The organism is Salmonella sp. SAL00653, from assembly GCF_046552515.1.
Lineage (GTDB): Bacteria > Pseudomonadota > Gammaproteobacteria > Enterobacterales > Enterobacteriaceae > Salmonella > Salmonella enterica.
Window position 1 is genome coordinate 127,583 of sequence record NZ_JBGDTY010000004.1, and the last position, 25,038, is coordinate 152,620.

Below are 25,038 nucleotides of genomic sequence, written 5' to 3' on the forward strand. Positions count from 1 at the left end.
CGCCACTTACGCCCGATCTTGAGGCATCTGCTTTTGTAGGCCCAAAAAGGCAACGCCGCATCCGGCAAAGAATCCAACATTCAGTCTCCTCACGCTTTGCGCTATGGTGTAAACAATCATCTTCAAAAGGATCGTCTCATGACCTTACACTGCGCATTTATTGGATTCGGCAAAAGCACCACCCGTTACCATCTCCCCTACGTTCTGAATCGGAAAGATACCTGGCATGTCGCGCATATTTTCCGTCGTCACGCTAAACCGGAAGAGCAGGCGCCACAGTATTCACATATTCACTTCACCAACGATCTGGATGAGGTGTTGGGCGATCCGCAGGTAAAGCTGGTGATCGTCTGTACGTATGCTGACAGCCATTTCGAATACGCCAAACGCGCGCTGGAAGCGGGTAAAAATGTGCTGGTTGAGAAACCTTTCACGCCGAAGCTGGCGGAGGCAAAAGTGTTGTTCGAACTGGCGCGAAGCAAAGGACTGACCGTTACGCCGTATCAGAATCGTCGTTTTGATTCCTGTTTTCTCACGGCTAAAAAAGCGATAGAGAGCGGCAAACTGGGCAAGATTGTCGAAATTGAAAGCCATTTCGATTATTACCGCCCGGTAGCAGAAACCAAACCGGGCCTGCCGCAGGACGGCGCTTTCTACGGACTTGGCGTCCACACCATGGATCAAATTATTTCGCTATTTGGCCGCCCGGATCATGTCGCGTATGACATTCGTAGCCTGCGTAATAAAGCGAATCCGGATGACACCTTTGAAGCGCAACTGTTTTATGGCGATTTGAAGGCTATCGTTAAAACCAGCCATCTGGTGAAAATCGACTATCCGAAGTTTATTGTTCACGGCACCAAAGGTTCGTTTGTGAAATACGGTATCGATCAACAAGAAACCAGCCTGAAAGCGAACATTATGCCTGGCGAGCCGGGTTTTGCCGCTGACGAATCCGTCGGTGTGCTGGAGTATGTCAATGACGACGGCGTTACGGTGAAAGAAGAGGTGAAACCGGAAACGGGTGACTATGGTCGCGTCTATGATGCGCTGTACCAGACGTTGACCGTCGGTACGCCTAATTACGTCAAGGAATCTGAAGTTCTTACCAACCTGGAAATCCTCGAACGTGCTTTCGAACAGGCAACGCCTGCGACGATAACCCTCGCTAAATAGCCCTTACAGACTCCTCTGCGCTTATTCATATTTTTTGAACAGAGGAGTCAATTTTCACCCTCTATGATCCCGGACGGAATGAGTCCACACTTATTCCATCGAAAACATCTGGGGGTGAACACAATGATCTACTTACGCAAAGCAAACGACCGCGGTCATGCGAATCATGGCTGGCTTGACTCCTGGCATACCTTTTCTTTTGCCGATTATTACGATCCGAACTTTATGGGGTTCTCGGCGCTGCGTGTGATTAACGACGATGTGATCGACGCAGGCCAGGGGTTCGGCACGCATCCGCATAAAGACATGGAAATTTTGACCTATGTGCTGGAAGGTGCCGTAGAACACCAGGACAGTATGGGCAATAAAGAACAGGTTCCGGCCGGTGAATTCCAGATTATGAGCGCCGGGACCGGCGTTCGCCACTCCGAGTACAACCCGAGCAAAACGGATCGTCTGCGGCTGTACCAGATCTGGATCATTCCGCAAGAAACCGGCATCACGCCGCGCTACGAACAGCGTCGCTTCGACGCCGCGCAGGGCAAGCAACTGGTGCTTTCGCCAGATGCTCGCGATGGTTCGCTGAAGGTCCACCAGGATATGGAGCTGTACCGCTGGGCGCTGCTCAAAGAGGAGCAGTCGGTGCATCAGATTGCCGCTGAGCGCCGCGTCTGGATCCAGGTGGTAAAAGGTAACGTGACCATTAACGGTACTAAAGCCACCACCAGCGATGGCCTGGCGATTTGGGATGAGCAGGCAATCTCGATTCATGCCGACAGCGACAGCGAAGTGTTACTGTTTGACCTGCCGCCAGTCTAACGTGCTGTAACCTTTTGTAGGCCGGATAAGACGCGAAAGCGTTGCCATCCGGCTTTTCATCGTTTGTCATTAATTCCGCACGTCCGTGGTAAACTGGGCAAATCTATCCCTTTTATACCTTTCAGGACGATGAAAAAGAAAAGACCCGTACTTCAGGATGTGGCCGACCGTGTGGGCGTGACCAAAATGACGGTCAGCCGTTTTTTGCGTAATCCGGAGCAGGTCTCCGTCGCGCTGCGGGGTAAAATTGCGGCTGCGCTTGATGAGCTCGGGTACATTCCTAATCGCGCGCCTGACATTCTTTCCAACGCCACCAGTCGCGCCATTGGCGTTCTGCTGCCGTCTTTAACCAACCAGGTCTTTGCGGAAGTGTTACGCGGCATTGAGGCTGTCACCGACGCGCATGGTTATCAAACCATGCTGGCGCACTACGGCTATAAACCGGAGATGGAGCAGGAGCGCCTGGAATCGATGCTCTCCTGGAATATCGACGGCCTGATCCTCACTGAGCGTACCCATACGCCGCGCACCTTAAAAATGATCGAAGTCGCCGGGATTCCGGTGGTGGAACTGATGGACAGCCAGTCGCCGTGTCTCGATATTGCCGTCGGTTTTGACAACTTCGAGGCCGCCCGTCAGATGACCGCCGCGATTATCGCGCGTGGTCATCGTCATATCGCCTATCTGGGGGCGCGCCTCGACGAACGTACTATCATCAAGCAGAAGGGTTATGAACAGGCGATGCGGGACGCAGGACTGGTTCCTTACAGTGTGATGATGGAGCAATCTTCATCCTACTCTTCCGGTATCGAACTCATGCGCCAGGCGCGACGCGAATACCCACAGCTTGACGGTATTTTTTGCACCAACGATGACCTGGCGGTGGGGGCGGCCTTCGAATGCCAGCGCCTGGGGCTAAAAATCCCGGACGACATGGCGATCGCCGGGTTCCACGGTCATGACATCGGCCAGGTGATGGAACCGCGTCTGGCAAGCGTCCTGACGCCGCGCGAGCGAATGGGCAGCATTGGCGCGGAACGTCTGTTGGCCCGCATTCGCGGCGAAATGGTCACGCCGAAAATGTTAGATTTAGGTTTCACCTTGTCACCGGGCGGATCTATTTAGTCTGACAACTTTGAAGTAGCTCACACTTATTCACTTTTGGCACGAATGGTCATTGCGTCGTGAATGGTGCGGTTGGACAATGTTACCGATAACAGTTACCCGTAACAAATTTTGCAACTTGTAGAGTGGGGGCCCGCTTTGAGCACGACTAATCATGATCACCACGTTTACGTTCTGATGGGCGTATCAGGCAGCGGTAAATCCGCTGTCGCAAGCGCCGTGGCGCATCAGCTTCATGCCGCGTTTCTGGACGGCGATTTTCTGCATCCGCGCTGCAATATTGAAAAAATGGCTTCCGGCGAGCCGTTGAATGATGATGACCGCAAACCGTGGTTACAGGCGCTGAACGACGCCGCTTTCGCGATGCAGCGTACCAATAAAATCTCGCTGATCGTCTGTTCCGCACTGAAAAAACATTATCGCGACCTGCTGCGCGAGGGAAACCCGAACCTCTCCTTTATCTATCTGAAAGGTGATTTCGACGTCATTGAAAGCCGTCTGAAAGCGCGCAAAGGTCATTTCTTCAAAACCCAGATGCTGGTGACGCAGTTTGAAACGCTGCAAGAGCCGGGTGCCGACGAACGCGATGTTCTGGTGGTGGATATCGACCAGCCGCTGGAAGGCGTTGTGGCGAGCACCATTGAGGTCATCAATAAAGGCAGTACGCTGTGAGTACATTAACACTGGTTTTAACCGCCGTCGGTTCCGTCTTACTGCTGCTGTTTCTCGTGATGAAGGCGCGTATGCACGCCTTCGTCGCGTTAATGGTCGTCTCAATGGGCGCGGGGCTTTTTTCAGGGATGCCGCTTGATAAAATCGCCGCGACCATGGAAAAAGGGATGGGCGGCACGCTGGGCTTCCTGGCGATTGTGGTCGCGCTGGGGGCGATGTTCGGCAAGATTCTGCATGAAACCGGCGCGGTCGATCAGATAGCCGTGAAAATGCTTAAATCCTTTGGCCATAACCGCGCGCACTATGCGATTGGCCTTGCCGGGCTGATTTGCGCGCTCCCGCTATTCTTTGAAGTGGCGATTGTGCTGCTGATAAGCGTGGCGTTCTCTATGGCGCGTCATACCGGCACAAACCTGGTGAAGCTGGTCATTCCGCTGTTTGCGGGCGTGGCGGCAGCCGCGGCGTTTTTGTTGCCTGGGCCTGCGCCGATGCTGCTGGCTTCCCAGATGCATGCTGATTTCGGCTGGATGATCCTGATTGGGCTGTGCGCCGCCATTCCTGGCATGATTATCGCCGGGCCGCTGTGGGGGAATTTTATCAGCCGTTACGTTGAGCTGCGTATTCCTGACGACATTACCGAGCCGCATCTGGGTGAAGGTAAAATGCCTTCTTTCGGCTTCAGCCTGTCGCTGATTCTGTTGCCGTTGGTGCTGGTAGGGCTGAAAACGATCGCCGCGCGTTTTGTGCCGGAAGGTTCCACCGCTTACGAATGGTTTGAGTTTATCGGTCACCCCTTCACTGCGATTCTGGTCGCTTGTCTGGTAGCGATTTATGGCCTGGCGATGCGTCAGGGGATGCCGAAAGACAAAGTGATGGAAATCTGCGGCCACGCGCTGCAACCGGCGGGCATTATCCTGCTGGTGATTGGCGCAGGCGGGGTGTTCAAACAGGTACTGGTTGACTCCGGCGTCGGCCCGGCGCTGGGCGAAGCGTTAACCGGTATGGGACTGCCGATTGCCATTACCTGCTTTGTGCTGGCGGCGGCGGTGCGCATCATTCAGGGCTCCGCGACCGTGGCGTGTTTAACCGCGGTCGGTCTGGTGATGCCGGTCATAGAGCAACTGAATTTCTCCGGCGCGCAGATGGCGGCGCTCTCTATCTGTATCGCCGGCGGTTCAATTGTGGTTTCTCATGTTAACGACGCTGGCTTCTGGCTGTTCGGTAAATTTACCGGCGCGACCGAAGCGCAGACGCTGAAGACCTGGACGATGATGGAAACTATCCTCGGCACGGTCGGCGCGATTGTTGGGATGATTGCTTTCCAACTGCTGAGCTGAGTCTTGTTGCCCGGTGGCGCTGTGCTTACCGGGCCTGGAAACGGGCACATATCGACACCGTAAGCCGGGTAAGGCGTAATCGCTACCCGGTTTTTTTATTGAGGTGTGCATGGCAATCGCCCAACGACGTTTTGCCTCGCCATGTTTCAGTACGCGCATAAAAACAGGCAAATTTCTACGCTGATCCATAATTAGGATCAATAAAACAGCGACGGAAATGATTCCCTTCCTAACGCAAATTCCCTGATAATCGCCACTGGACTTTCTGCTTGCGCGGTAAGGCAGGATAAGTCGCATTACTGATGGCTTCGCTATCATTGATTAATTTCACTTGCGACTTTGGCTGCTTTTTGTATGGTGAAGGATGCGCCACAGGATACTGGCGCGCATACACAGCACATCTCTTTGCAGGAAAAAAACGCTATGAAAAATGTTGGTTTTATCGGCTGGCGCGGAATGGTCGGCTCTGTTCTCATGCAACGCATGGTAGAGGAGCGCGATTTCGACGCTATTCGCCCTGTTTTCTTTTCTACCTCCCAGTTTGGACAGGCGGCGCCCACCTTCGGCGACACCTCCACCGGCACGCTACAGGACGCTTTTGATCTGGATGCGCTAAAAGCGCTCGATATCATCGTGACCTGCCAGGGCGGCGATTATACCAACGAAATTTATCCAAAGCTGCGCGAAAGCGGATGGCAGGGTTACTGGATTGACGCGGCTTCTACGCTGCGCATGAAAGATGATGCCATTATTATTCTCGACCCGGTTAACCAGGACGTGATTACCGACGGCCTGAACAATGGCGTGAAGACCTTTGTGGGCGGTAACTGTACCGTTAGCCTGATGTTGATGTCGCTGGGCGGTCTCTTTGCCCATAATCTCGTTGACTGGGTATCCGTCGCGACCTATCAGGCCGCCTCCGGCGGCGGCGCGCGCCATATGCGCGAGCTGTTAACCCAAATGGGGCAGTTGTATGGCCATGTCGCCGATGAACTGGCGACGCCGTCTTCCGCAATTCTTGATATTGAACGCAAAGTTACGGCATTGACCCGCAGCGGAGAGCTGCCGGTTGATAACTTTGGCGTACCGCTGGCGGGAAGCCTGATCCCCTGGATCGACAAACAGCTTGATAACGGCCAAAGCCGCGAAGAGTGGAAAGGCCAGGCGGAAACCAACAAGATCCTCAATACTGCCTCTGTGATCCCGGTTGATGGTTTGTGCGTGCGCGTCGGCGCGCTGCGCTGTCACAGCCAGGCGTTCACCATCAAGCTGAAAAAAGAGGTATCCATTCCGACGGTGGAAGAACTGCTGGCGGCACATAATCCGTGGGCGAAAGTGGTGCCGAACGATCGTGATATCACTATGCGCGAATTAACCCCGGCGGCGGTGACCGGCACGTTGACTACGCCGGTTGGTCGTCTGCGTAAGCTGAACATGGGGCCAGAGTTCTTATCGGCGTTTACCGTAGGCGACCAGTTGTTATGGGGCGCCGCCGAGCCGCTGCGTCGAATGCTGCGCCAGTTGGCGTAGTGGCTATTGCAGCGCTTATCGGGCCTGCGTGTGGTTCTGTAGGCCGGATAAGGCGCGTCAGCGCCGCCATCCGGCGGGGAAATTTGTGTTAAACCAGGGGTGCATCGTCACCCTTTTTTTGCGTAATACAGGAGTAAACGCAGATGTTTCATTTTTATCAGGAGTTAAGCAGAGCATTGGCTATTCTTTAAGGGTAGCTTAATCCCGCGGGTATTAAGCCTAACCTGAAGGTAGGACGACGCAGATAGGATGCACAGTGTGCTGCGCCGTTCAGGTCAAAGAAGTGTCACTACCTGATGTTGAATTCAGTGAGATGGAGTGACGCCACAAAACAGGATGACAAACCATGTCCAGTCGTATCGATAGAGACGTGATTAATGCGCTAATTGCAGGACATTTTGCGGACCCTTTTTCCGTACTCGGAATGCACCAGACCCAAGCCGGACTAGAAGTCCGCGCCCTATTACCTGACGCCACCGACGTATGGGTGATTGAACCCAAGACCGGACGTAAAGTCGGCAAACTGGAATGTCTCGACGCTCGCGGTTTTTTCTGCGGCGTTTTACCCCGACGTAAAAATTTCTTTCGCTATCAGCTCGCCGTGACCTGGCACGGACAGCAGAACCTCATCGACGATCCTTACCGTTTTGGTCCATTAATACAGGAAATGGATGCCTGGCTATTGTCGGAAGGCACCCACCTGCGTCCTTATGAAACGCTGGGCGCGCACGCCGATACGATAGATGGCGTCACCGGCACCCGTTTCTCCGTCTGGGCGCCTAATGCTCGTCGCGTTTCGGTTGTCGGGCAATTCAACTATTGGGATGGGCGTCGCCACCCGATGCGTCTGCGCAAAGAGAGCGGTATTTGGGAGCTGTTTATCCCCGGCGCGCATAATGGACAACTGTATAAATTCGAGCTGCTTGATGCGAACGGTAATCTGCGCATTAAAGCCGATCCCTATGCTTTTGAGGCGCAGATGCGTCCGGAAACGGCGTCGATGATTTGCGGACTGCCGGAGAAAGTGACGCCAAGCGAAGAACGACAAAAAGCCAATCAGTTTGATGCGCCGATCTCGATTTATGAGGTGCATTTAGGTTCATGGCGCCGCCATACGGATAACAATTTCTGGCTGAGCTATCGTGAGCTGGCGGATCAGCTTGTGCCTTACGCCAAATGGATGGGCTTTACGCACCTTGAACTCTTGCCGGTCAACGAACATCCGTTTGACGGCAGTTGGGGCTACCAGCCGACCGGACTCTACGCGCCGACCCGCCGCTTTGGTACGCGGGACGACTTCCGCTATTTCATCAATGCGGCCCATGCGGCGGGCCTTAACGTCATTCTCGACTGGGTGCCGGGCCATTTCCCGTCCGATGAATTTAGCCTCGCGGAGTTTGACGGCACCCACCTCTATGAGCACAGCGACCCGCGCGAGGGCTATCACCAGGACTGGAATACGCTGATCTACAACTATGGTCGTCGTGAAGTCAGTAATTATCTGGTGGGTAACGCCCTGTACTGGATGGAGCGTTTTGGGATTGATGCGCTGCGTGTCGATGCGGTGGCCTCTATGATCTACCGCGACTACAGCCGCAAAGAGGGCGAGTGGATACCGAACGAGTTCGGTGGTCGTGAAAACCTGGAAGCCATTGAGTTTCTGCGTAATACCAACCGCATTATTGGCGAGCAGGTGCCCGGCGCGGTCAGCATGGCGGAAGAGTCGACAGACTTCGCTGGCGTGACGCGTCCACCGGAAACGGGCGGCCTGGGGTTCTGGTACAAGTGGAATCTGGGCTGGATGCACGACACGCTGGACTACATGAAGCTGGACCCGGTGTACCGCCAGTATCATCACGACAAGCTGACCTTTGGTATGTTGTACAACCATACCGAAAACTTTGTTCTGCCGCTGTCGCACGATGAGGTGGTTCACGGCAAGAAATCCATTCTCGATCGTATGCCGGGCGATGCGTGGCAAAAATTTGCCAACCTGCGCGCCTATTATGGCTGGATGTGGGCCTTCCCCGGCAAGAAACTGCTGTTTATGGGAAATGAGTTTGCCCAGGGACGCGAGTGGAACCATGACGCCAGCCTCGACTGGCACTTGCTGGAGGGGGGCGATAACTGGCACCACGGGGTTCAGCGTCTGGTACGCGATCTCAACCACACCTATCGCCACCATAAAGCGTTGCATGAGCTGGATTTTGATGCTTACGGCTTTGAGTGGCTGGTGGTCGATGACAATGAACGCTCGGTACTGATTTTTGTACGCCGTGATAAAGCCGGTAACGAGATCATCGTCGCCAGCAACTTTACGCCCGTTCCTCGCCACGACTACCGCTTTGGCATCAACCAGCCGGGACGCTGGCGTGAAATTCTCAATACTGATTCGATGCATTATCACGGTAGCAACACCGGCAATGGCGGCGTGGTGCACAGCGATGAGATCGAAAGCCATGGCCGTCAGCACTCTCTTAACCTGACGTTACCGCCGTTGGCGACGATCTGGCTGATGCGGGAGGGGGAATGACGCAGCTTGCGATCGGCGAAGCAACGCCGCATGGCGCAACGTATGACGGTCATGGCGTGAATTTCACGCTCTTTTCCGCCCATGCGGAGCGCGTAGAGCTGTGCGTTTTTGATTCCCGAGGGAATGAGCGTCGCTATGACCTGCCAGGACGTCGCGGCGATGTCTGGCATGGTTATCTGGCAGGCGCCAGGCCAGGTTTGCGCTATGGCTACCGCGTACATGGCCCGTGGCAACCAGCGCAGGGGCATCGGTTTAATCCGGCGAAGTTACTGCTTGACCCTTATGCGCGCCGGGTCGAGGGCGAACTAAAAGATCATCCGCTGTTGCACGGCGGACACGATGAACCGGACTACCGCGATAACGCGGCGGTGGCGCCGAAAAGCGTGGTAATCAGCGACCATTATGACTGGGAAGATGACGCCGCGCCGCGCACGCCGTGGGGAAAAACGGTCATCTATGAAGCACATGTCAAAGGGCTTACCTACCTGCATCCGGAACTCCCCCAAGAGATACGCGGTACCTATAAAGCGCTCGGTCATCCGGTCATGGTGGCGTACTTCAAACAGCTTGGCATTACGGCGCTGGAACTGTTGCCGGTGGCGCAGTTTGCCAGCGAGCCGCGCCTGCAACGTATGGGGCTGACCAATTATTGGGGTTACAACCCGATGGCGATGTTCGCGCTGCATCCCGCCTGGGCCAGTTCGCCCGAGACGGCGCTGGACGAGTTTCGCGATGCGGTGAAAGCGCTGCATCGCGCGGGGATTGAGGTCATTCTGGACATCGTATTAAACCATAGCGCCGAGCTGGATCTGGACGGTCCAACCTTCTCCCTGCGCGGAATTGATAACCGTAGCTATTATTGGATAAGGGACGATGGCGATTATCACAACTGGACGGGGTGCGGCAACACGCTCAATTTAAGCCATCCCGGCGTGGTGGAATACGCGTGCGAGTGTTTGCGCTATTGGGTGGAAACCTGTCATGTCGATGGTTTTCGTTTTGATTTGGCGTCCGTCATGGGGCGCACGCCGACGTTTCGCCAGGATGCGCCGCTGTTCGCCGCGATTAAAGCGTGTCCTGTGTTATCAACGGTCAAGCTGATTGCTGAACCGTGGGATATTGGCGAGGGCGGCTATCAGGTCGGGAATTTTCCGCCACCATTTGCCGAGTGGAACGATCATTTTCGCGATGCGGCCCGCCGATTCTGGTTGCCGCGTAACCTGACGACCGGGGAGTTTGCCTGTCGTTTCGCCGCTTCCAGCGATGTGTTTAAACGCAATGGCCGCGCGCCCGGCGCCTCTGTCAATCTGCTCACGGCGCATGACGGTTTTACGCTCCGGGACTGCGTCTGTTTCAATCAGAAACACAATGAGGCGAACGGTGAGGAAAATCGCGACGGCACCAACAGCAATTACAGCGACAATCATGGTAAAGAAGGATTAGGCGGTCCGCTTGATTTAATGGAGCGGCGGCGCGACAGCATTCATGCCCTGCTGGCGACGCTACTGCTCTCTCAGGGAACGCCGATGCTGCTGGCAGGCGATGAACACGGCCATAGCCAGCACGGCAACAATAACGCCTACTGTCAGGATAATGCCTTAACCTGGCTGGACTGGCAGCAGGCAAATCGTGGGTTAACCACGTTTACCGCCGCGCTGATTCGTTTGCGTCAGCAGATACCGGCTTTAACCGGCAATAGCTGGTGGGAAGAAGGCGATGGCAACGTGCGTTGGCTAAATAAAAACGCGCAACCCTTGAGTGCGGATGAGTGGCAAAACGGGCCTAAGCTGATGCAAATTCTGTTGTCGGACCGTTTTCTGATTGCGATAAATGCCACGCTTGAGGTGACAGATATAGTTTTACCCGAAGGGGAATGGCGCGCCGTTCCCCCATTCGCTGGAGAGGATAATCCGGTGATAACGGCGGTCTGGCAGGGACCTGCGCATGGACTGTGTGTGTTCCAGAGAGGATAAAAAAGGAGTTAATCATGGTGAGTTTAGAGAAGAACGATCGTGTAATGTTGGCGCGCCAGCTGCCATTGAAATCTGTTGCCCTAATCCTGGCCGGCGGCCGCGGCACGCGTCTAAAAGATTTAACGAACAAACGCGCCAAACCAGCCGTCCACTTTGGTGGGAAGTTCCGCATCATCGATTTCGCCTTATCTAATTGTCTGAACTCCGGGATTCGCCGTATCGGCGTGATCACTCAGTATCAGTCCCATACGCTGGTGCAGCATATTCAGCGCGGCTGGTCACTGTTTAGCGAAGAGATGAACGAATTTGTCGATCTGCTGCCAGCTCAACAGCGTATGAAGGGCGAAAACTGGTATCGCGGCACGGCAGACGCGGTGACCCAGAACCTGGATATTATTCGTCGCTATAAAGCGGAATATGTCGTCATCCTGGCAGGCGATCATATCTATAAGCAGGACTACTCGCGTATGTTGATCGATCACGTTGAAAAGGGCGCGCGTTGCACGGTGGCCTGTATGCCGGTGCCGATCAAAGAAGCGACGGCGTTCGGCGTGATGGCGGTCGATGAAAGCGACAAGATTATTGATTTTGTCGAAAAACCGGCGAATCCCCCCGCAATGCCTGGTGACGCCAGCAAAGCGCTGGCCAGTATGGGCATTTACGTTTTTGACGCCGATTACCTGTATGAATTGCTGGCGGCAGACGATAAAGATGACGCGTCCAGCCACGATTTCGGTAAAGACATTATCCCCAAAATCACCCGCGAAGGTATGGCTTACGCGCATCCTTTCCCGCTCTCCTGCGTGCAGTCCGATCCACAAGCCGAACCGTACTGGCGCGATGTAGGTACGCTGGAAGCTTACTGGAAGGCGAACCTGGATTTAGCCTCGGTGACGCCGGAGCTGGATATGTATGACCAGAACTGGCCTATCCGTACGCATATGGAATCGCTACCGCCTGCGAAATTCGTGCAGGACCGCTCCGGTAGCCACGGTATGACGCTGAACTCGCTGGTCTCCGGCGGCTGCATTATCTCCGGTTCGGTGGTGGTGCAATCTGTGCTCTTCCCACGGGTGAGAATAAATTCTTTTTGTAATATTGATTCGGCAGTGTTGTTACCTGAGGTTTGGGTAGGACGCTCCTGCCGTTTACGTCGCTGTGTTATTGACCGTGCCTGTATTATCCCGGAAGGCATGGTGATTGGTGAAAATGCGGAAGAGGACGCTCGTCGTTTCTACCGTTCAGAAGAAGGTATTGTACTGGTCACGCGTGAAATGCTGCGCAAACTGCAGGTCAAACAGGAGCGATAATGCAGGTTTTACATGTATGTTCAGAGATGTTCCCCTTGCTGAAGACTGGGGGGCTGGCGGATGTGATAGGCGCGTTGCCTGCGGCACAAATTGCGGATGGTGTTGATGTTCGCGTTCTGCTTCCAGGGTTTCCCGATATCCGTCGGGGGATACCCGATGCGCATGTGGTGAGCCGCCGCGATACTTTCGCAGGTAAGATATCGCTGCTGTTCGGGCATTATAACGGCGTGGGCATTTATCTGATCGACGCGCCGCATCTGTACGAGCGTCCAGGCAGTCCCTATCACGATACGAATTTATATGCCTATACCGATAACGTGCTGCGCTTTGCCCTGTTAGGGTGGGTCGGCTGTGAAATGGCCTGCGGACTTGATCCATTCTGGCGCCCCGACGTGGTGCACGCCCATGACTGGCACGCCGGGCTGGCGCCCGCCTATCTGGCGGCGCGCGGGCGGCCGGCGAAATCGGTCTTTACCGTACACAACCTGGCCTATCAAGGCATGTTTTATGCAAAGCATATGGATGACATCGAACTGCCGTGGTCATTCTTTAATATGCATGGGCTGGAGTTCAACGGACAACTCTCCTTTTTGAAGGCCGGTTTGTACTATGCCGACCATATTACGGCGGTGAGCCCGACCTATGCGCGTGAAATTACTGAACCGAAGTTTGCTTATGGTATGGAAGGACTGCTGCGCCAGCGTCATCTGGAAGGGCGCTTGTCCGGCATACTGAACGGCGTGGATGAGAAGATCTGGAACCCGGAATCCGATCTGCTGCTGGCGTCGCGCTACAAGCGCGATACCCTGGAAGAGAAGGCGGAAAACAAGCGTCAGCTACAAATTGCGATGGGGTTGAAGGTTAACGACAAAGTGCCGCTGTTCGCCGTGGTAAGCCGTCTGACCAACCAGAAAGGTCTGGATCTGGTGCTGGAGGCGTTACCGGGGCTGCTGGAGCAGGGCGGGCAGTTGGCGCTACTCGGCGCGGGTGATCCGGTGCTTCAGGAAGGGTTCCTCGCGGCGGCGGCGGAACACCCAGGGCAGGTTGGCGTACAGATCGGCTATCACGAAGCTTTCTCGCATCGTATTATGGGCGGCGCGGACGTCATTCTGGTGCCCAGTCGTTTCGAACCGTGCGGCTTAACGCAGTTATATGGCTTAAAGTATGGCACGCTGCCTCTGGTGCGGCGTACCGGGGGGTTGGCCGATACGGTCTCCGACAGTTCGCTGGAAAATTTGGCGGACGGTATCGCCAGCGGTTTTGTCTTTGAAGACAGTAATGCCTGGTCGTTGCTACGCGCGATTCGGCGTGCTTTTGTGTTGTGGTCACGGCCTTCGCTTTGGCGGTTTGTACAACGGCAGGCGATGGCGATGGATTTTAGCTGGCAAGTTGCCGCGAAATCATACCGCGAGCTGTACTATCGCTTGAAATAGTCATCCAGGAATCATTTATATGAATGCTCCGTTTACTTATGCATCGCCCACACTCAGCGTTGAGGCGCTTAAGCATTCTATTGCCTATAAGCTGATGTTTACGATTGGTAAAGACCCGGTCATTGCCAATAAACATGAATGGCTGAACGCCACGTTGTTCGCGGTGCGCGATCGTCTGGTGGAGCGCTGGCTGCGTTCTAATCGAGCCCAATTATCGCAGGAAACCCGGCAGGTTTATTACCTGTCGATGGAGTTTTTGATTGGTCGTACCCTCTCTAACGCGCTGCTCTCGCTGGGCATTTATGATGACGTTAAAGGCGCGCTGGAGGCCATGGGCTTAGATCTCGAAGAGCTGATCGATGAAGAGAATGACCCAGGGCTTGGCAACGGCGGCTTAGGACGGCTGGCGGCTTGCTTCCTGGACTCGCTGGCGACGCTAGGATTACCGGGTCGCGGGTATGGCATTCGCTACGACTACGGCATGTTTAAGCAGAATATTGTCGACGGGCGGCAAAAAGAATCTCCGGATTACTGGCTGGAATATGGCAACCCGTGGGAGTTCAAGCGCCACAATACGCGCTATAAGGTGCTTTTTGGCGGGCGCATTCAGCAGGAAGGTAAAAAAGCGCGCTGGATTGAGACGGAAGAGATTCTGGCCGTCGCGTACGATCAGATCATCCCCGGTTACGACACCGACGCCACTAACACACTGCGGCTGTGGAATGCGCAGGCCAGTAGTGAAATCAACCTCGGTAAATTCAACCAGGGCGACTACTTTGCGGCGGTGGAAGATAAAAACCACTCTGAGAATGTTTCACGGGTGCTCTATCCGGACGATTCCACCTATTCCGGACGAGAGCTACGCCTGCGCCAGGAGTATTTTCTGGTCTCGGCGACAGTGCAGGATATCCTGCACCGTCATTATCAACTGCATAAAACCTATGAGAATCTGGCGGATAAAATCGCCATTCACCTCAATGATACGCATCCGGTGCTGTCAATTCCGGAGCTGATGCGCCTGCTGATTGATGAACATAAATTTAGCTGGGACGACGCGTTTGAGGTGTGCTGTCAGGTCTTCTCTTACACCAACCATACGTTGATGAGCGAGGCGCTGGAGACCTGGCCTGTCGATATGCTGGGGAAAATTCTGCCCCGGCACCTGCAGATTATCTTCGAGATTAACGACTATTTCCTGAAAACGTTGCAGGAGCAATATCCCAACGATACCAGCCTGCTTGGACGCGCGTCGGTTATTGATGAGTCGAACGGTCGCCGGGTACGGATGGCCTGGCTGGCGGTGGTGGTCAGCCATAAAGTCAACGGCGTTTCTGAACTCCATTCCAACCTGATGGTGCAGTCGCTGTTCGCGGATTTTGCGAAGATTTTTCCGACCCGTTTTTGTAACGTCACTAACGGCGTTACGCCGCGCCGCTGGCTGGCGCTGGCAAACCCGCCGCTGTCTGACGTGCTGGATGAGAATATTGGTCGTACCTGGCGTACCGATCTTAGTCAGCTCAGCGAGCTGAAGCAGCATTGTGATTATCCGCTGGTCAATCATGCGGTGCGTCAGGCGAAGCTGGAAAATAAAAAACGGCTGGCGGTAGTGATAGCGCAACAACTGAATGTGGTGGTGAACCCTAAAGCGTTATTTGACGTGCAGATTAAGCGTATTCACGAATACAAGCGGCAGTTGATGAACGTACTGCATGTCATTACCCGCTATAACCGCATTAAAGAAAATCCGGAGGCCGACTGGGTGCCGCGGGTGAATATTTTTGCCGGTAAGGCGGCTTCCGCCTATTACATGGCAAAACACATTATTCATCTGATCAACGACGTGGCGAAAGTGATTAACAACGATCCGCAGATTGGCGACAAGCTGAAAGTAGTGTTTATCCCGAACTACAGCGTCAGCCTGGCGCAGGTGATCATTCCCGCTGCCGACCTGTCTGAGCAGATTTCGCTGGCAGGGACAGAAGCTTCCGGCACCAGTAATATGAAATTTGCCCTGAACGGCGCGCTCACCATTGGTACGCTGGATGGCGCGAACGTAGAGATGCAGGAGCATGTCGGCGAGGAGAATATCTTTATCTTCGGTAATACTGCCGAAGAGGTGGAAGCATTGCGCAGGCAGGGTTATAAGCCTCGCGACTATTATGAAAAAGATGAAGAGCTACATCAGGTACTGACGCAGATTGGTAGCGGCGTCTTTAATCCGGAAGAGCCAGGCCGTTACCGCGATCTGGTAGATTCGCTGATTAACTTTGGCGATCACTATCAGGTGCTGGCGGACTACCGCAGCTACGTGGACTGCCAGGATAAGGTGGATGAGTTGTATCGTCGCCCGGAAGAGTGGACGACGAAAGCGATGCTCAACATTGCCAATATGGGCTACTTCTCATCGGACAGAACCATCAAAGAGTATGCCGAAAATATCTGGCATATTGATCCGGTGCGGTTGTAGCGGTTTAACGCTTGAGAACGGGGCCAAACGGCCCCGTTTTTTATCGTGGTATATTCGGGGGGTATGCCGATATTCGTCTGCTGAATCTGTTAGCGGCACTTGGTCTCTGTCATGGAAAAAGGGTTGAGTACTGGTGTATAGTATTAGCAGAAAAATCCATAATTAATTGATAATAATATGAAAAAGATTACGACATCTATTCCGGCTCTCGATAAAATTATGCGCGTATTTGCTTACCTTCTGGAGTGCGATGGCGCAACGTTTACCCAGATCCATCAAAATTCAGGGATTGCGAAAAGCAGTACCTCATCTTTGCTCAACGGCATGGTGGAGCATGGGTTATTACGCCAGGAAAAAGACAAGTATTATCTGGGGCTACGCCTGTATGAATTAGGTAATAAAGCGGCGGAACAGTATGACATTAAAAAAATCGCGTTACCGATTCTTGAAGAGATTCGCGATAACACCGGCCTGACCTGCCATCTTGGCGTTCTGGAGGGCGATGCCCCCATTTATCTTCTGAAAGTCGAAAGCCCACAGGCTATTGTGATTCGAAGCTGGGAGGGCAAGCGCCTCTCATTACATAGCTCAGGGCTGGGGAAGGTGCTGATTGCATGGCTTAGCGGGGAAGAGCTGGAGGAGTTGCTGCCTCCAGATCAGATATTAACGCGTTTTACGGATACGACGATCACAGATGTGAATATCCTTAAGCAGGAGTTAGCAGGAGTTCGCCGTCGCGGCTGGGGTTATGATAATGAAGAAGACTCCCTTGGCGTGCGCTGCATTGCGGTGCCGGTATTCAATACGCAGGGGAAAGTGATCGCCGCCCTGAGCGTATCCGGCGTTACGTTCCAGATCCCCGATGATAAACGCGAGTCGCTTGCTACGCTGATGATGGATGCCAGCCGTAGCCTGACGCGTCTGATGTGCTGAAATAAAAAGACACAGCGGGCAAGAAGCCCGCTTTCGTCATAGCTTAAAGTCCCGCACGCTGTAAGATCTGCTTCAAATTCGAAATATGTTCTTCATTTGCCGGCAAAACGGGGGGCATTACATGAGTTGAAATATCGACTCCGCTAAGCTGAATTGCCTTTTTGATTATCCCGAAGAAAGGTGAATCCAGGCTGTAAATAGTGGAAAGCGCGGACAGCCTGCGCTGTAATCCGAACATTGTCTCATACTCTTTTTCACACCACGCGCGGTAGATCCCGCAGGTTAGCTGCGGCGCAAAGTTCGCTGTCGCTGGGATCCCGCCGTTGCCGCCTAAGATAAGCGTATCCATCATATATTCATCATAGCCGGAGAAAATAACGAAGTCCGGACGCACTGGCCTGACATTATTGATGATTTCACGAATATGGCTGATATTATCAACGGTATCCTTAATGCCGATAATATTGGGGTGATCCTGCGCCAGCCGGGTAATTAAATCAACGCTAAGGTCCTGTCCCGTCAATGCTGGGAAGTTGTAGAGAATCACCGGGCTTTTTATGTTATTAGCCACGGTTTTGAAATGATGATAAATATACTCATCGGTCAATCTGGCATAGTAGGGATTGAGTACCAGCACGGCATCGACTTCGAGTCGGTCGGCATGCTGACCATACTCAATCACTTCCTGCGTGCTGGTGCTGCTAATACCTAATAGTACTGGAATACGGCGGTTAATATGACGGACGCAAAACTCTGCGGTTTCCAGACGCAGCGCATTGGTCATATGGCAAAATTCCCCCCCGCTGCCCAGCAGTAATACGCCATTGACCTTGCTTGCAATAAGATGATCCAGCAAGGTTGCCATGCCGACTTTATCTAACTCTCCCTGCGCATTAACAATGGTCGGAACTGGCGGAAATACGCCGTGAAATTTCGTAATCTGAGTCATGTATTGATCCTTAAAACAGGCGAGCCGTAGCCCGCCAGGGATATTATTTAAGCCAGGCTCCGGCCATTAATGATGTTGCATTAGCGGTGAACTGTTTAAAGACGCCGCGACAGTTTGAATAATCAGGTTTCTTCCAGCTTGCTCGACGCTCTTCAAGACAGCGGCGTATTTCCTCTTCTGTTTTAGGCATCCCGTCGATCCCTACAATATTGAGCTTGCGGCCTTTCACATCCATTTCGATTAAATCACCATCTTCCACCAGGGCAATCGGCCCGCCATCAGCGGCTTCTGGCGAGACGTGTCCGACACATGGCCCGCTGGTCGCTCCAGAGAAACGACCGTCGGTAATCAATGCGACTTTTCCGTCGAGGCGTTTGTCATACACGATGGCATCGGTTGTCATCAGCATTTCCGGTGCGCCAGAGCCTTTTGCGCCTTCGTAGCGAATGAAAATGACGTCGCCGGGTTCGATATGGTTATGGATGATGGCCTGCTGAGCGTCTTCTTCGGAGTTAAAGACCCGAGCAGGACCGGTATGGTGGTGCATATCCGGTGCACAGGCCGCGTATTTAATGACCGCTCCTTCAGGCGCGATGTTGCCTTTCAGTACCGCAATCGACCCTTTTTTGGTGGCATTTTCTGGTTTACGGATCACCTCCTCCGGACTGACTTTGTAATTGTTGAGGTAACCGTGGTTGCGGGTAAAGAAGCCAGATTGATGGAGCATTTCCAGGTTGTCGCCGAGCGTACGGCCAGTCACGGTAAGAACATCAAGATCCAGATAATCGCGCAGATACCATTGCACCATTGGCACGCCGCCTGCGAACCACATCATTTCGGTAACGTATTCACCGCTGGGCTGAATATTGGTCAGATAAGGGATTTCATTATTGATCCGATCAAACAGTTCGGGCTTCAGCTCCCATCCGAGTTCATGAGCGATGGCCGGAAGGTGGATCATCGCATTGGTGCTGCCACCAATAGCAGCATGGACTTTGATAGCATTTTCAAACGCCGCAGGAGTCAGGATCTTATGGGTGGTGATATTTTTCTCCGCCAGATATAGCGCCTGGTGGCCTGCGGTTCTGGCAACGCGGCGAATTTCCGCCAGGGTTGATGGCAGCAAAGCGCTGCCTGGCAGGGCCAGCCCCAATGCCTCCGACATGCACTGCATGGTACTGGCCGTTCCCATAAACTGGCAGGCTCCGGCGGTGGGGCAACCGCATTGCTGCATGGCTTCTACTTGCTGAATGCCGATTTCGCCTTTCTTCAACTTAGCAGTGATCCCGCCGAGGTCAGAAGTACTCATATTCGGTGCCGGACGCATAGAACCGCCGGGAATATGCAGCAGCGGCAGGTTCAGGCGTGCGGCGGCAATCAGATGCGCCGGGATAGATTTATCGCAGCTTGAGATCAGAATACCGGCATCATAAGGCACCACTGAGGCATGAATTTCGACCATGTTGGCAATAGCTTCTCGAGATGCCAGGATGTAATTCATCCCATCGTGGCCCTGACCCCAGCCGTCGCAGATATCCGTCACATGGTGACGGACCGCGCGACCGCCGCTTTCATGAACACCCAGCACGGCTTCATCGCCCAGTTGGTTAAGATGGAAACTGCCCGGATGACTTTCGCCATAGCAATCATCCACCAGGACCTGCAGTTTATTGACATCTTCTTTGCTGTAATTCATTCCAAGACGCAGGGCGTCGAGCTGCGACCACAGGTCGCGAGCATGTTGACATTTTTGGCTCATTTGGCGATTCCTTCCTGTTTAAGTGACGCACCCGGCGTCGAGGTGTTAGGTGTGTTGCTGCTACCTGCAGGACGAGCGGTAACAGAAGGTAAGCTGAAAAGCAGTCCAACGGCGATAAGCAGGGCGGCAACCAGTACGGTCATTCCTGCTGTTTGCGAGAACGTCACCGTTAACAGCCCGACGAGGTACGGACCGATAAAGCCGCCGATGTTGCCCAGGGCGTTGATCGTGCCGCGCACGCCGCCCAGAACGTTGGGGGCGAAGAGTAATGGCGGCAGCGTCCAGAATGGACCGGCATAGGCTTGCAGGAAGAACCCGCAAATAACCATCATGCCGTAGGCGAGCCAGACGTTATCTTTCAGTAATAAGGAGAGGGCGAGGCAGACCGCGAAACCCAGCAGAGGAATAGCCGTGTAAAGGCGGCGATTCATCGTTTTATCACACCATTTGGCGATGTAATACTGACCGATGATGCACAGAACGTAAGGCGCCGCAGTGAGTACCCCAACGATGGTCATGCCGCTGCCGGTCAGGTGTTTAATCAGATTTGGCATCCATAGCGCGAAGCCATAGAAGCCGACCTGTACGAAGAAATAGATACCGACAAGCTTCCACAGGTTGATGCTTTTTAATACGCCACGAATGCTGCTTTGTTCTCCGCCAATACTCAACGCGCGATCGGCCAGCAATTTTTGTTCGATCCAGGCGCGCTCTTTCGGATCCAGCCACTTTGCCTGATGCGGGTGATCGGAAACCAAAGGTAGCCAGACAAAGAGCAGTCCCAGAGAGAGCAAGCCTTCGATGATAAACATCTCCCGCCAGCCGTAGGTTTCAATAAGCCAGCCGGAAAGCGGCCCGGTAATAATAGAAGCGACGGCCAGGTTCATCTGGAAATAGGCGATAGCCCTGGCGCGCTCCTCATTTGGGAACCAGTGGCCAATCAGCGCCAGAATGGCGGGATACACAGCACCTTCCGCCACGCCGAGCACAAAGCGGATAATCAACAACTGCGTCGGTGTCTGAACAAAACCGGTCAGCAGGGCAAAGCCACCCCAGGCGACGATTGTCCAGGCAATTAACTTCTTGGCGCTTAGCCGCTCGGCTATCTGACCGCCGGGAATTTGCAGGAAGATATAACCAATAAAGAAGATCCCGGCGACCAGACCGGCAAAAGAAGCCGTCATGCCTAAATCTTCATCCATGCCGCCTGCGATCCCAATGGCGATATTGGTCCTGTCCATATAGGCCACGATATAAACGAGGATCGTGGCTGGAATAATATGCAGCCAGCGCCCTCGTGTGGTCGGTTTCTCTATTTCAATGCTCATCATTGCATCCCTTTAGTATCAAAAAATTATGTTCTTTATATGGAACTGTTGTTCTGTATATTGACACTATGCCGACGTATTCATACAGCGTCAATTCCATACTCTAAGGAAGGTTATATTTTGTGATTTGCTTCAAAAATGAACGGAGATAAGGTGAGAAAGAGCGGATAACCCAATGGAAACTGCTCATCGGTCTAATACATAACCAAAATTGTGCGCTGCCTCACAGGATAAGATTATGCTCTCACCTGGTCATTGTGCGTTCAGAGTAAACAGCATTAAATTCTTTATGTGGAATTTTTGTTCTGTATATTGAACTTTAATGCTTTTTAAGGAGAAACAATGGTTACTACCGCGATCTTTCCGTCACGATATGTTCAGGGTAAAGGAGCGTTGACAACGCATCTCCCGCAGGAATTGGCCGCACTCGGTCATAAGGCGCTGATTTTGCAGGATCCTGTTGTTCACAGCACCTACCGGGATGCGGTTGCAACAGCACTGCACGGGGTGATTGAATTTGATATCGAAGTATTCAGTAGCGAGTGCAGTGATGAGGAAATTGCTCGCATCTCCGCACGCGCGCAGGAAATTGGCGCCGATGTGATTGTCGGTATGGGGGGTGGGAAAACCCTGGATACGGCAAAAGCAACCGGCGCCAGCCTGCGGTTGCCTATTGCCGTGGTTCCTACTCTGGCCTCAACGGATGCGCCGTGCAGTTCACTGGTTGTTATCTATACGCCAGAAGGGAAATTCAAACGCTACCTGATGATTCCACGTAACCCGACACTTGTGCTGGTGGACAGCAGTATTATTGCTGCCGCGCCGGTACGCTTTTTGGTTTCCGGGATAGGCGATGCGCTGGCAACCTGGTTTGAAGCGGAAGATTGCCGCATCAAAGGGGCTGGCAATATGACCACCAGGCCAGGACCGATGACCGCATTTGAGCTGGCGCGCTTTTGCTACACCACCTTGATGCGCTATGGGCGCCTGGCGAAACTTGCCTGTGAACAACATCAGGTTACTCCGGCGCTCGAACATGTTATTGAAGCGAATACGCTATTATCCGGGCTTGGTTTTGAAAGCGGTGGGCTGGCGGCGGCGCACGCTATTCATAACGGTCTGACGGTACTGCCCGCCACGCACAAATACTGGCATGGGGAAAAGGTTGCGTTTGGCACGCTGGCAATGCTTATGCTCACCGATAGAGCGCCTGAGCTTATCGAGGAAGTTTATCAATTTTGTGAAGATATAGGCTTGCCCACCACGCTGGCGGATATTGGTCTGGCTGGCGTTAGCGATGATGAACTGCTGGCCGTTGCCAGGGCGTCTTGTCAAACTGGGGAAACGATACACAACGAGCCGTTTACCATTACGCCGGAGGCTGTGCAGGCGGCATTGCGGGCCGCCGATGCTGTTGGGCAGGCGCGGAAAAAGATCGATCTTGCAGGTTAATGTGAGCCTGTAAATAAAAAACGGCAGCCGGAACTTTCAACTTCTGTCTGCCGCTATCGTGAATGTTTTAACGTCGCGATTTCAGAAAAATGCATGGGGGGTGCTCAGGACTACCGGGTTTATACTTCCGCTATCGCAGGGATTAGCGGATAGAAAAATGAAAAATGCTAAGTGGCTTTTTTTGTCAATCATAATGGCGTTTATCGGCGTGCCGCTGCTGGTGAACATTATTACGATTATCGTGGGGGGAATGTGGGCGTGCATTAGCGTTCTTGAAAATAGTATCCCCGTCGCGCGATCTATTGAGGAGGCGACCATTATCCCGGTAGCGCTTCTGGGCGCGGGGTTAATTTTTCTCTGTGGCCGAATATGGGGAAAGGGAAATGCATCAGAGGTAAATCCAGAATGGCGTGATTGCTGCCTGCTTATGCCCGCTCTGGTGGTGCTGATGGGGTGGGTCATCCTGATGTTTCTCACCGATCTTAATATTCGCGCGATAGGGCGTAAACCCATCGCCCAGGTGGTGCAAACGCTTTGGTTAGTACCCAGCGTAATATCCTTTTTCAACGGCTGGGTATGGGCAGTGTTGCTCATCCCGGTTGGCTCGCAGCTCTGTTTTGCATTAGGGTATGGCGGTGCGCGTTGGGGAGTGCTACGCGGCGGTGCGGGCTACTCTTGTCGTAATCTGCTGGTGATTTGCCTGCTGTTTTTCGGGAGCTGTGCCGTATACCAGTCACATCTTTATGCCGTGAAGTATCCCGCTCCCGAGAGCAGTGAATATCTTTATTTCCGCGATTATCAGGCGCACACATGGGGCAACAAACTAACCGGGCTGCGCGATGAGCCGACACTTTTGCTCACCCAAAATTGGCCGCGGCTCGATGGCGCAACGGCTGGCTTGCCGTTATACGCCTCGGCTTTTTATGCGCTTACGCGCTTTCCGGATGATATCTGCCCTGAAGACTACCTTGAAAACCAGGGAACCATTGAAGCCTATCAAAATATCCTTAACGGCAATGCCGATCTTATTTTTGTCGCCCAGCCTTCCACTGCTCAAAAGCAATTGGCCGAGGCCAGTGGCGTAAAACTGGTTTACACCCCCTTTGCACGTGAAGCGTTTGTGTTTATCGTCAACCAAAACAATCCCGTGTCATCGTTGAGTGATGTACAAATTCGCGGCATTTTTAGCGGAAGAATCACCCACTGGAATGAGGTAGGCGGAGAGGCAATCGACATTAAGCCCTGGCAGCGACCGGAAAACTCTGGCAGCCAAACGGCGATGCTGGCGAAGGTAATGAAAGAAACGAAGCTGATGCCAGCGCAAACAACATCAGTGGCAACCGCAATGGGGGAAATGGTGGATATCGTGGCTGAGTATCGCAATACGCACAACGCCATTGGCTATACCTTTCGTTATTACGCTACGCAGATGCACAGCAATAAAGAGATTAAATTACTGGCGATAAACGATGTTGCCCCGACGGTTGAAAATATTCGTAACGGCAGTTACCCGTACACGGTTGATGTTTATATGGTCACCCGTGAGCACCCCACAGCGGAAACACAAAAGCTGGTGGACTGGTTTCTAAGCCCGCAGGGACAACAGTTGGTGCAGGATGTGGGATATGTGCCTCTGTATCCGGCCGCGAAATAAAGGGACTAAATGGAAGATGTTAAATTATATGTGGAACGGGTAGGCGTAGACCCGGCCAGCGGCGCTGATATTCGTATTGCACGGCGTGAATCCACTTCGTGGCATAAAGATATTGTTGCTGAGCTGATTAATCAGGTCCTCCGGTGTGGTGCGGCATTAATCATCGTCGCTGTGCTGACCGCCTGCGATGATCGCCAGGTAAGCTATTTTCCTGATTATGCCGCCATACCCGAGCAGTCCGGTATCTGGACCTGGCTACCTGTGTTCTTTCCATCGTCCGCCAGTGAAATAGAAATGACGTTTAACCTGGACAGCAATCTTTTTTATGCTGACTTTAGCGTGGCCGACGGTGATAAACGCGCGCATTTTGAAAGCGTGCCGGGGGAGGAGTGCGTGGTTCATTATGCCAACTTTACTCATAAAAGCTGGTGTAAAACGGGGAAAACTCTCTGGAATAGCGAAGCGCGGGCAAAACCCTTCTTTATTACCCAAATAAGTGTCGATCGCTACCGTATCACTAATCATATGCCCGGCTGTACAAAACCCGGCGAGTGAATGCGGTATGTGGCGAAAAGGGCGGTATAAACC

Annotated in this window: 18 protein-coding genes and 1 pseudogene; 15 read left to right on the top strand and 4 right to left on the bottom strand. The window is 53.3% G+C overall.

What is annotated here, in order from left to right:
• The first annotated feature begins 138 nt into the window (after positions 1-138).
• From ACLJRU_RS07015 to gntU, 5 genes are all read left to right on the top strand, one after another.
• Entirely contained in the window at positions 139-1,176 is a 1,038-nt protein-coding gene (locus ACLJRU_RS07015) for an oxidoreductase (protein WP_000172391.1), read from the top strand.
• A gap of 123 nt (positions 1,177-1,299) precedes the next feature.
• Positions 1,300-1,995 (top strand): pirin family protein, encoded by a 696-nt coding sequence (locus tag ACLJRU_RS07020; RefSeq protein WP_000639790.1) that lies wholly within the window; start codon positions 1,300-1,302, stop codon positions 1,993-1,995.
• 129 nt (positions 1,996-2,124) lie between these two features.
• On the top strand, positions 2,125-3,120 hold the full coding sequence (gene gntR, locus ACLJRU_RS07025; protein WP_000730238.1) for a gluconate operon transcriptional repressor GntR: 996 nt from the start codon (positions 2,125-2,127) through the stop codon (positions 3,118-3,120).
• 138 nt (positions 3,121-3,258) lie between these two features.
• Positions 3,259-3,792 carry a gluconokinase gene (gntK, locus tag ACLJRU_RS07030; protein ID WP_000108342.1) on the top strand — a complete coding sequence of 178 codons (534 nt, stop codon included), beginning with the start codon at positions 3,259-3,261 and terminating at the stop codon, positions 3,790-3,792.
• Positions 3,789-5,129: a gluconate transporter gene (gntU, locus tag ACLJRU_RS07035; RefSeq protein ID WP_000105950.1), complete on the top strand. Its 1,341-nt coding sequence runs from the start codon at positions 3,789-3,791 to the stop codon at positions 5,127-5,129. The genes gntK and gntU overlap by 4 nt, the downstream gene beginning before the upstream one ends.
• Before the next feature lie 114 nt (positions 5,130-5,243).
• Here the strand turns inward: gntU and ACLJRU_RS07040 are convergent.
• Positions 5,244-5,318, bottom strand: a pseudogene (locus ACLJRU_RS07040) (MarC family protein); the annotation flags it as partial.
• Between the two features lie 234 nt (positions 5,319-5,552).
• On the opposite strand from ACLJRU_RS07040, the gene asd reads away from it, so the two are divergent.
• The 7 genes from asd to ACLJRU_RS07075 all read left to right on the top strand — a co-directional run bounded on the left by asd (position 5,553) and on the right by ACLJRU_RS07075 (position 17,308).
• A complete protein-coding gene (gene asd, locus ACLJRU_RS07045) occupies positions 5,553-6,659 on the top strand; it encodes an aspartate-semialdehyde dehydrogenase (protein ID WP_000799940.1) in 1,107 nt (368 codons plus the stop codon).
• A 346-nt stretch (positions 6,660-7,005) separates the two neighbouring features.
• Positions 7,006-9,192 (top strand): 1,4-alpha-glucan branching enzyme, encoded by a 2,187-nt coding sequence (gene glgB / locus ACLJRU_RS07050; protein ID WP_023235346.1) that lies wholly within the window; start codon positions 7,006-7,008, stop codon positions 9,190-9,192.
• Positions 9,189-11,165, top strand: a complete 1,977-nt coding sequence (glgX, locus tag ACLJRU_RS07055; protein ID WP_000192491.1) for a glycogen debranching protein GlgX — start codon at positions 9,189-9,191, stop codon at positions 11,163-11,165. The genes glgB and glgX overlap by 4 nt, the downstream gene beginning before the upstream one ends.
• A gap of 14 nt (positions 11,166-11,179) precedes the next feature.
• Positions 11,180-12,475: a glucose-1-phosphate adenylyltransferase gene (gene glgC / locus ACLJRU_RS07060; protein WP_000253994.1), complete on the top strand. Its 1,296-nt coding sequence runs from the start codon at positions 11,180-11,182 to the stop codon at positions 12,473-12,475.
• The gene (gene glgA / locus ACLJRU_RS07065; RefSeq protein WP_023235345.1) at positions 12,475-13,908 is read left to right on the top strand and encodes a glycogen synthase GlgA; all 1,434 of its coding nucleotides are present in this window, start codon (positions 12,475-12,477) and stop codon (positions 13,906-13,908) included. The genes glgC and glgA overlap by 1 nt, the downstream gene beginning before the upstream one ends.
• A gap of 19 nt (positions 13,909-13,927) precedes the next feature.
• Complete coding sequence (gene glgP / locus ACLJRU_RS07070) at positions 13,928-16,375, top strand: glycogen phosphorylase (RefSeq protein ID WP_038394051.1); 2,448 nt, start codon at positions 13,928-13,930, stop codon at positions 16,373-16,375.
• Positions 16,376-16,552: 177 nt separating this feature from the next.
• A complete protein-coding gene (locus ACLJRU_RS07075; RefSeq protein WP_001541035.1) occupies positions 16,553-17,308 on the top strand; it encodes an IclR family transcriptional regulator in 756 nt (251 codons plus the stop codon).
• A gap of 43 nt (positions 17,309-17,351) precedes the next feature.
• On the opposite strand, the gene ACLJRU_RS07080 is transcribed toward ACLJRU_RS07075, so the two are convergent.
• Genes ACLJRU_RS07080 through ACLJRU_RS07090 form a run of 3 tightly spaced genes read right to left on the bottom strand, consistent with a single transcriptional unit; the run spans position 17,352 to position 21,347 of the window.
• Entirely contained in the window at positions 17,352-18,257 is a 906-nt protein-coding gene (locus tag ACLJRU_RS07080) for a dihydrodipicolinate synthase family protein (protein WP_000192193.1), read from the bottom strand.
• 43 nt (positions 18,258-18,300) lie between these two features.
• Positions 18,301-20,016 (bottom strand): dihydroxy-acid dehydratase, encoded by a 1,716-nt coding sequence (gene ilvD, locus ACLJRU_RS07085; RefSeq protein ID WP_023235344.1) that lies wholly within the window; start codon positions 20,014-20,016, stop codon positions 18,301-18,303.
• The gene (locus ACLJRU_RS07090; protein WP_001518078.1) at positions 20,013-21,347 is read right to left on the bottom strand and encodes an MFS transporter; all 1,335 of its coding nucleotides are present in this window, start codon (positions 21,345-21,347) and stop codon (positions 20,013-20,015) included. Before ACLJRU_RS07090 ends, ilvD begins: the two co-directional genes overlap by 4 nt.
• Before the next feature lie 339 nt (positions 21,348-21,686).
• Between ACLJRU_RS07090 and ACLJRU_RS07095 the strand changes: the two genes are divergently transcribed.
• The 3 genes from ACLJRU_RS07095 (at position 21,687) to ACLJRU_RS07105 (ending at position 25,005) form a co-directional block, all read left to right on the top strand.
• Entirely contained in the window at positions 21,687-22,796 is a 1,110-nt protein-coding gene (locus tag ACLJRU_RS07095) for a glycerol dehydrogenase (protein ID WP_000258845.1), read from the top strand.
• 157 nt (positions 22,797-22,953) lie between these two features.
• Positions 22,954-24,450, top strand: coding sequence for a PstS family phosphate ABC transporter substrate-binding protein (locus tag ACLJRU_RS07100; protein WP_000786183.1), 1,497 nt, complete (start codon positions 22,954-22,956; stop codon positions 24,448-24,450).
• A gap of 9 nt (positions 24,451-24,459) precedes the next feature.
• Positions 24,460-25,005, top strand: coding sequence for a hypothetical protein (locus ACLJRU_RS07105; protein WP_001541032.1), 546 nt, complete (start codon positions 24,460-24,462; stop codon positions 25,003-25,005).
• Positions 25,006-25,038: the final 33 nt, after the last annotated feature.

What these genes read in the sequence shown, in the direction of transcription:
- ACLJRU_RS07015 (WP_000172391.1), top strand. Translation starts at nt 139, where the DNA reads ATGACCTTACACTGCGCATTTATTGGATTCGGCAAAAGCACCACCCGT.
- ACLJRU_RS07020 (WP_000639790.1), top strand. Translation starts at nt 1,300, where the DNA reads ATGATCTACTTACGCAAAGCAAACGACCGCGGTCATGCGAATCATGGC.
- gntR (WP_000730238.1), top strand. Translation starts at nt 2,125, where the DNA reads ATGAAAAAGAAAAGACCCGTACTTCAGGATGTGGCCGACCGTGTGGGC.
- asd (WP_000799940.1), top strand. Translation starts at nt 5,553, where the DNA reads ATGAAAAATGTTGGTTTTATCGGCTGGCGCGGAATGGTCGGCTCTGTT.
- glgB (WP_023235346.1), top strand. Translation starts at nt 7,006, where the DNA reads ATGTCCAGTCGTATCGATAGAGACGTGATTAATGCGCTAATTGCAGGA.
- glgX (WP_000192491.1), top strand. Translation starts at nt 9,189, where the DNA reads ATGACGCAGCTTGCGATCGGCGAAGCAACGCCGCATGGCGCAACGTAT.
- glgC (WP_000253994.1), top strand. Translation starts at nt 11,180, where the DNA reads ATGGTGAGTTTAGAGAAGAACGATCGTGTAATGTTGGCGCGCCAGCTG.
- glgA (WP_023235345.1), top strand. Translation starts at nt 12,475, where the DNA reads ATGCAGGTTTTACATGTATGTTCAGAGATGTTCCCCTTGCTGAAGACT.
- glgP (WP_038394051.1), top strand. Translation starts at nt 13,928, where the DNA reads ATGAATGCTCCGTTTACTTATGCATCGCCCACACTCAGCGTTGAGGCG.
- ACLJRU_RS07075 (WP_001541035.1), top strand. Translation starts at nt 16,553, where the DNA reads ATGAAAAAGATTACGACATCTATTCCGGCTCTCGATAAAATTATGCGC.
- ACLJRU_RS07080 (WP_000192193.1), bottom strand. Translation starts at nt 18,257, where the DNA reads ATGACTCAGATTACGAAATTTCACGGCGTATTTCCGCCAGTTCCGACC.
- ilvD (WP_023235344.1), bottom strand. Translation starts at nt 20,016, where the DNA reads ATGAGCCAAAAATGTCAACATGCTCGCGACCTGTGGTCGCAGCTCGAC.
- ACLJRU_RS07090 (WP_001518078.1), bottom strand. Translation starts at nt 21,347, where the DNA reads ATGATGAGCATTGAAATAGAGAAACCGACCACACGAGGGCGCTGGCTG.
- ACLJRU_RS07095 (WP_000258845.1), top strand. Translation starts at nt 21,687, where the DNA reads ATGGTTACTACCGCGATCTTTCCGTCACGATATGTTCAGGGTAAAGGA.
- ACLJRU_RS07100 (WP_000786183.1), top strand. Translation starts at nt 22,954, where the DNA reads ATGAAAAATGCTAAGTGGCTTTTTTTGTCAATCATAATGGCGTTTATC.
- ACLJRU_RS07105 (WP_001541032.1), top strand. Translation starts at nt 24,460, where the DNA reads ATGGAAGATGTTAAATTATATGTGGAACGGGTAGGCGTAGACCCGGCC.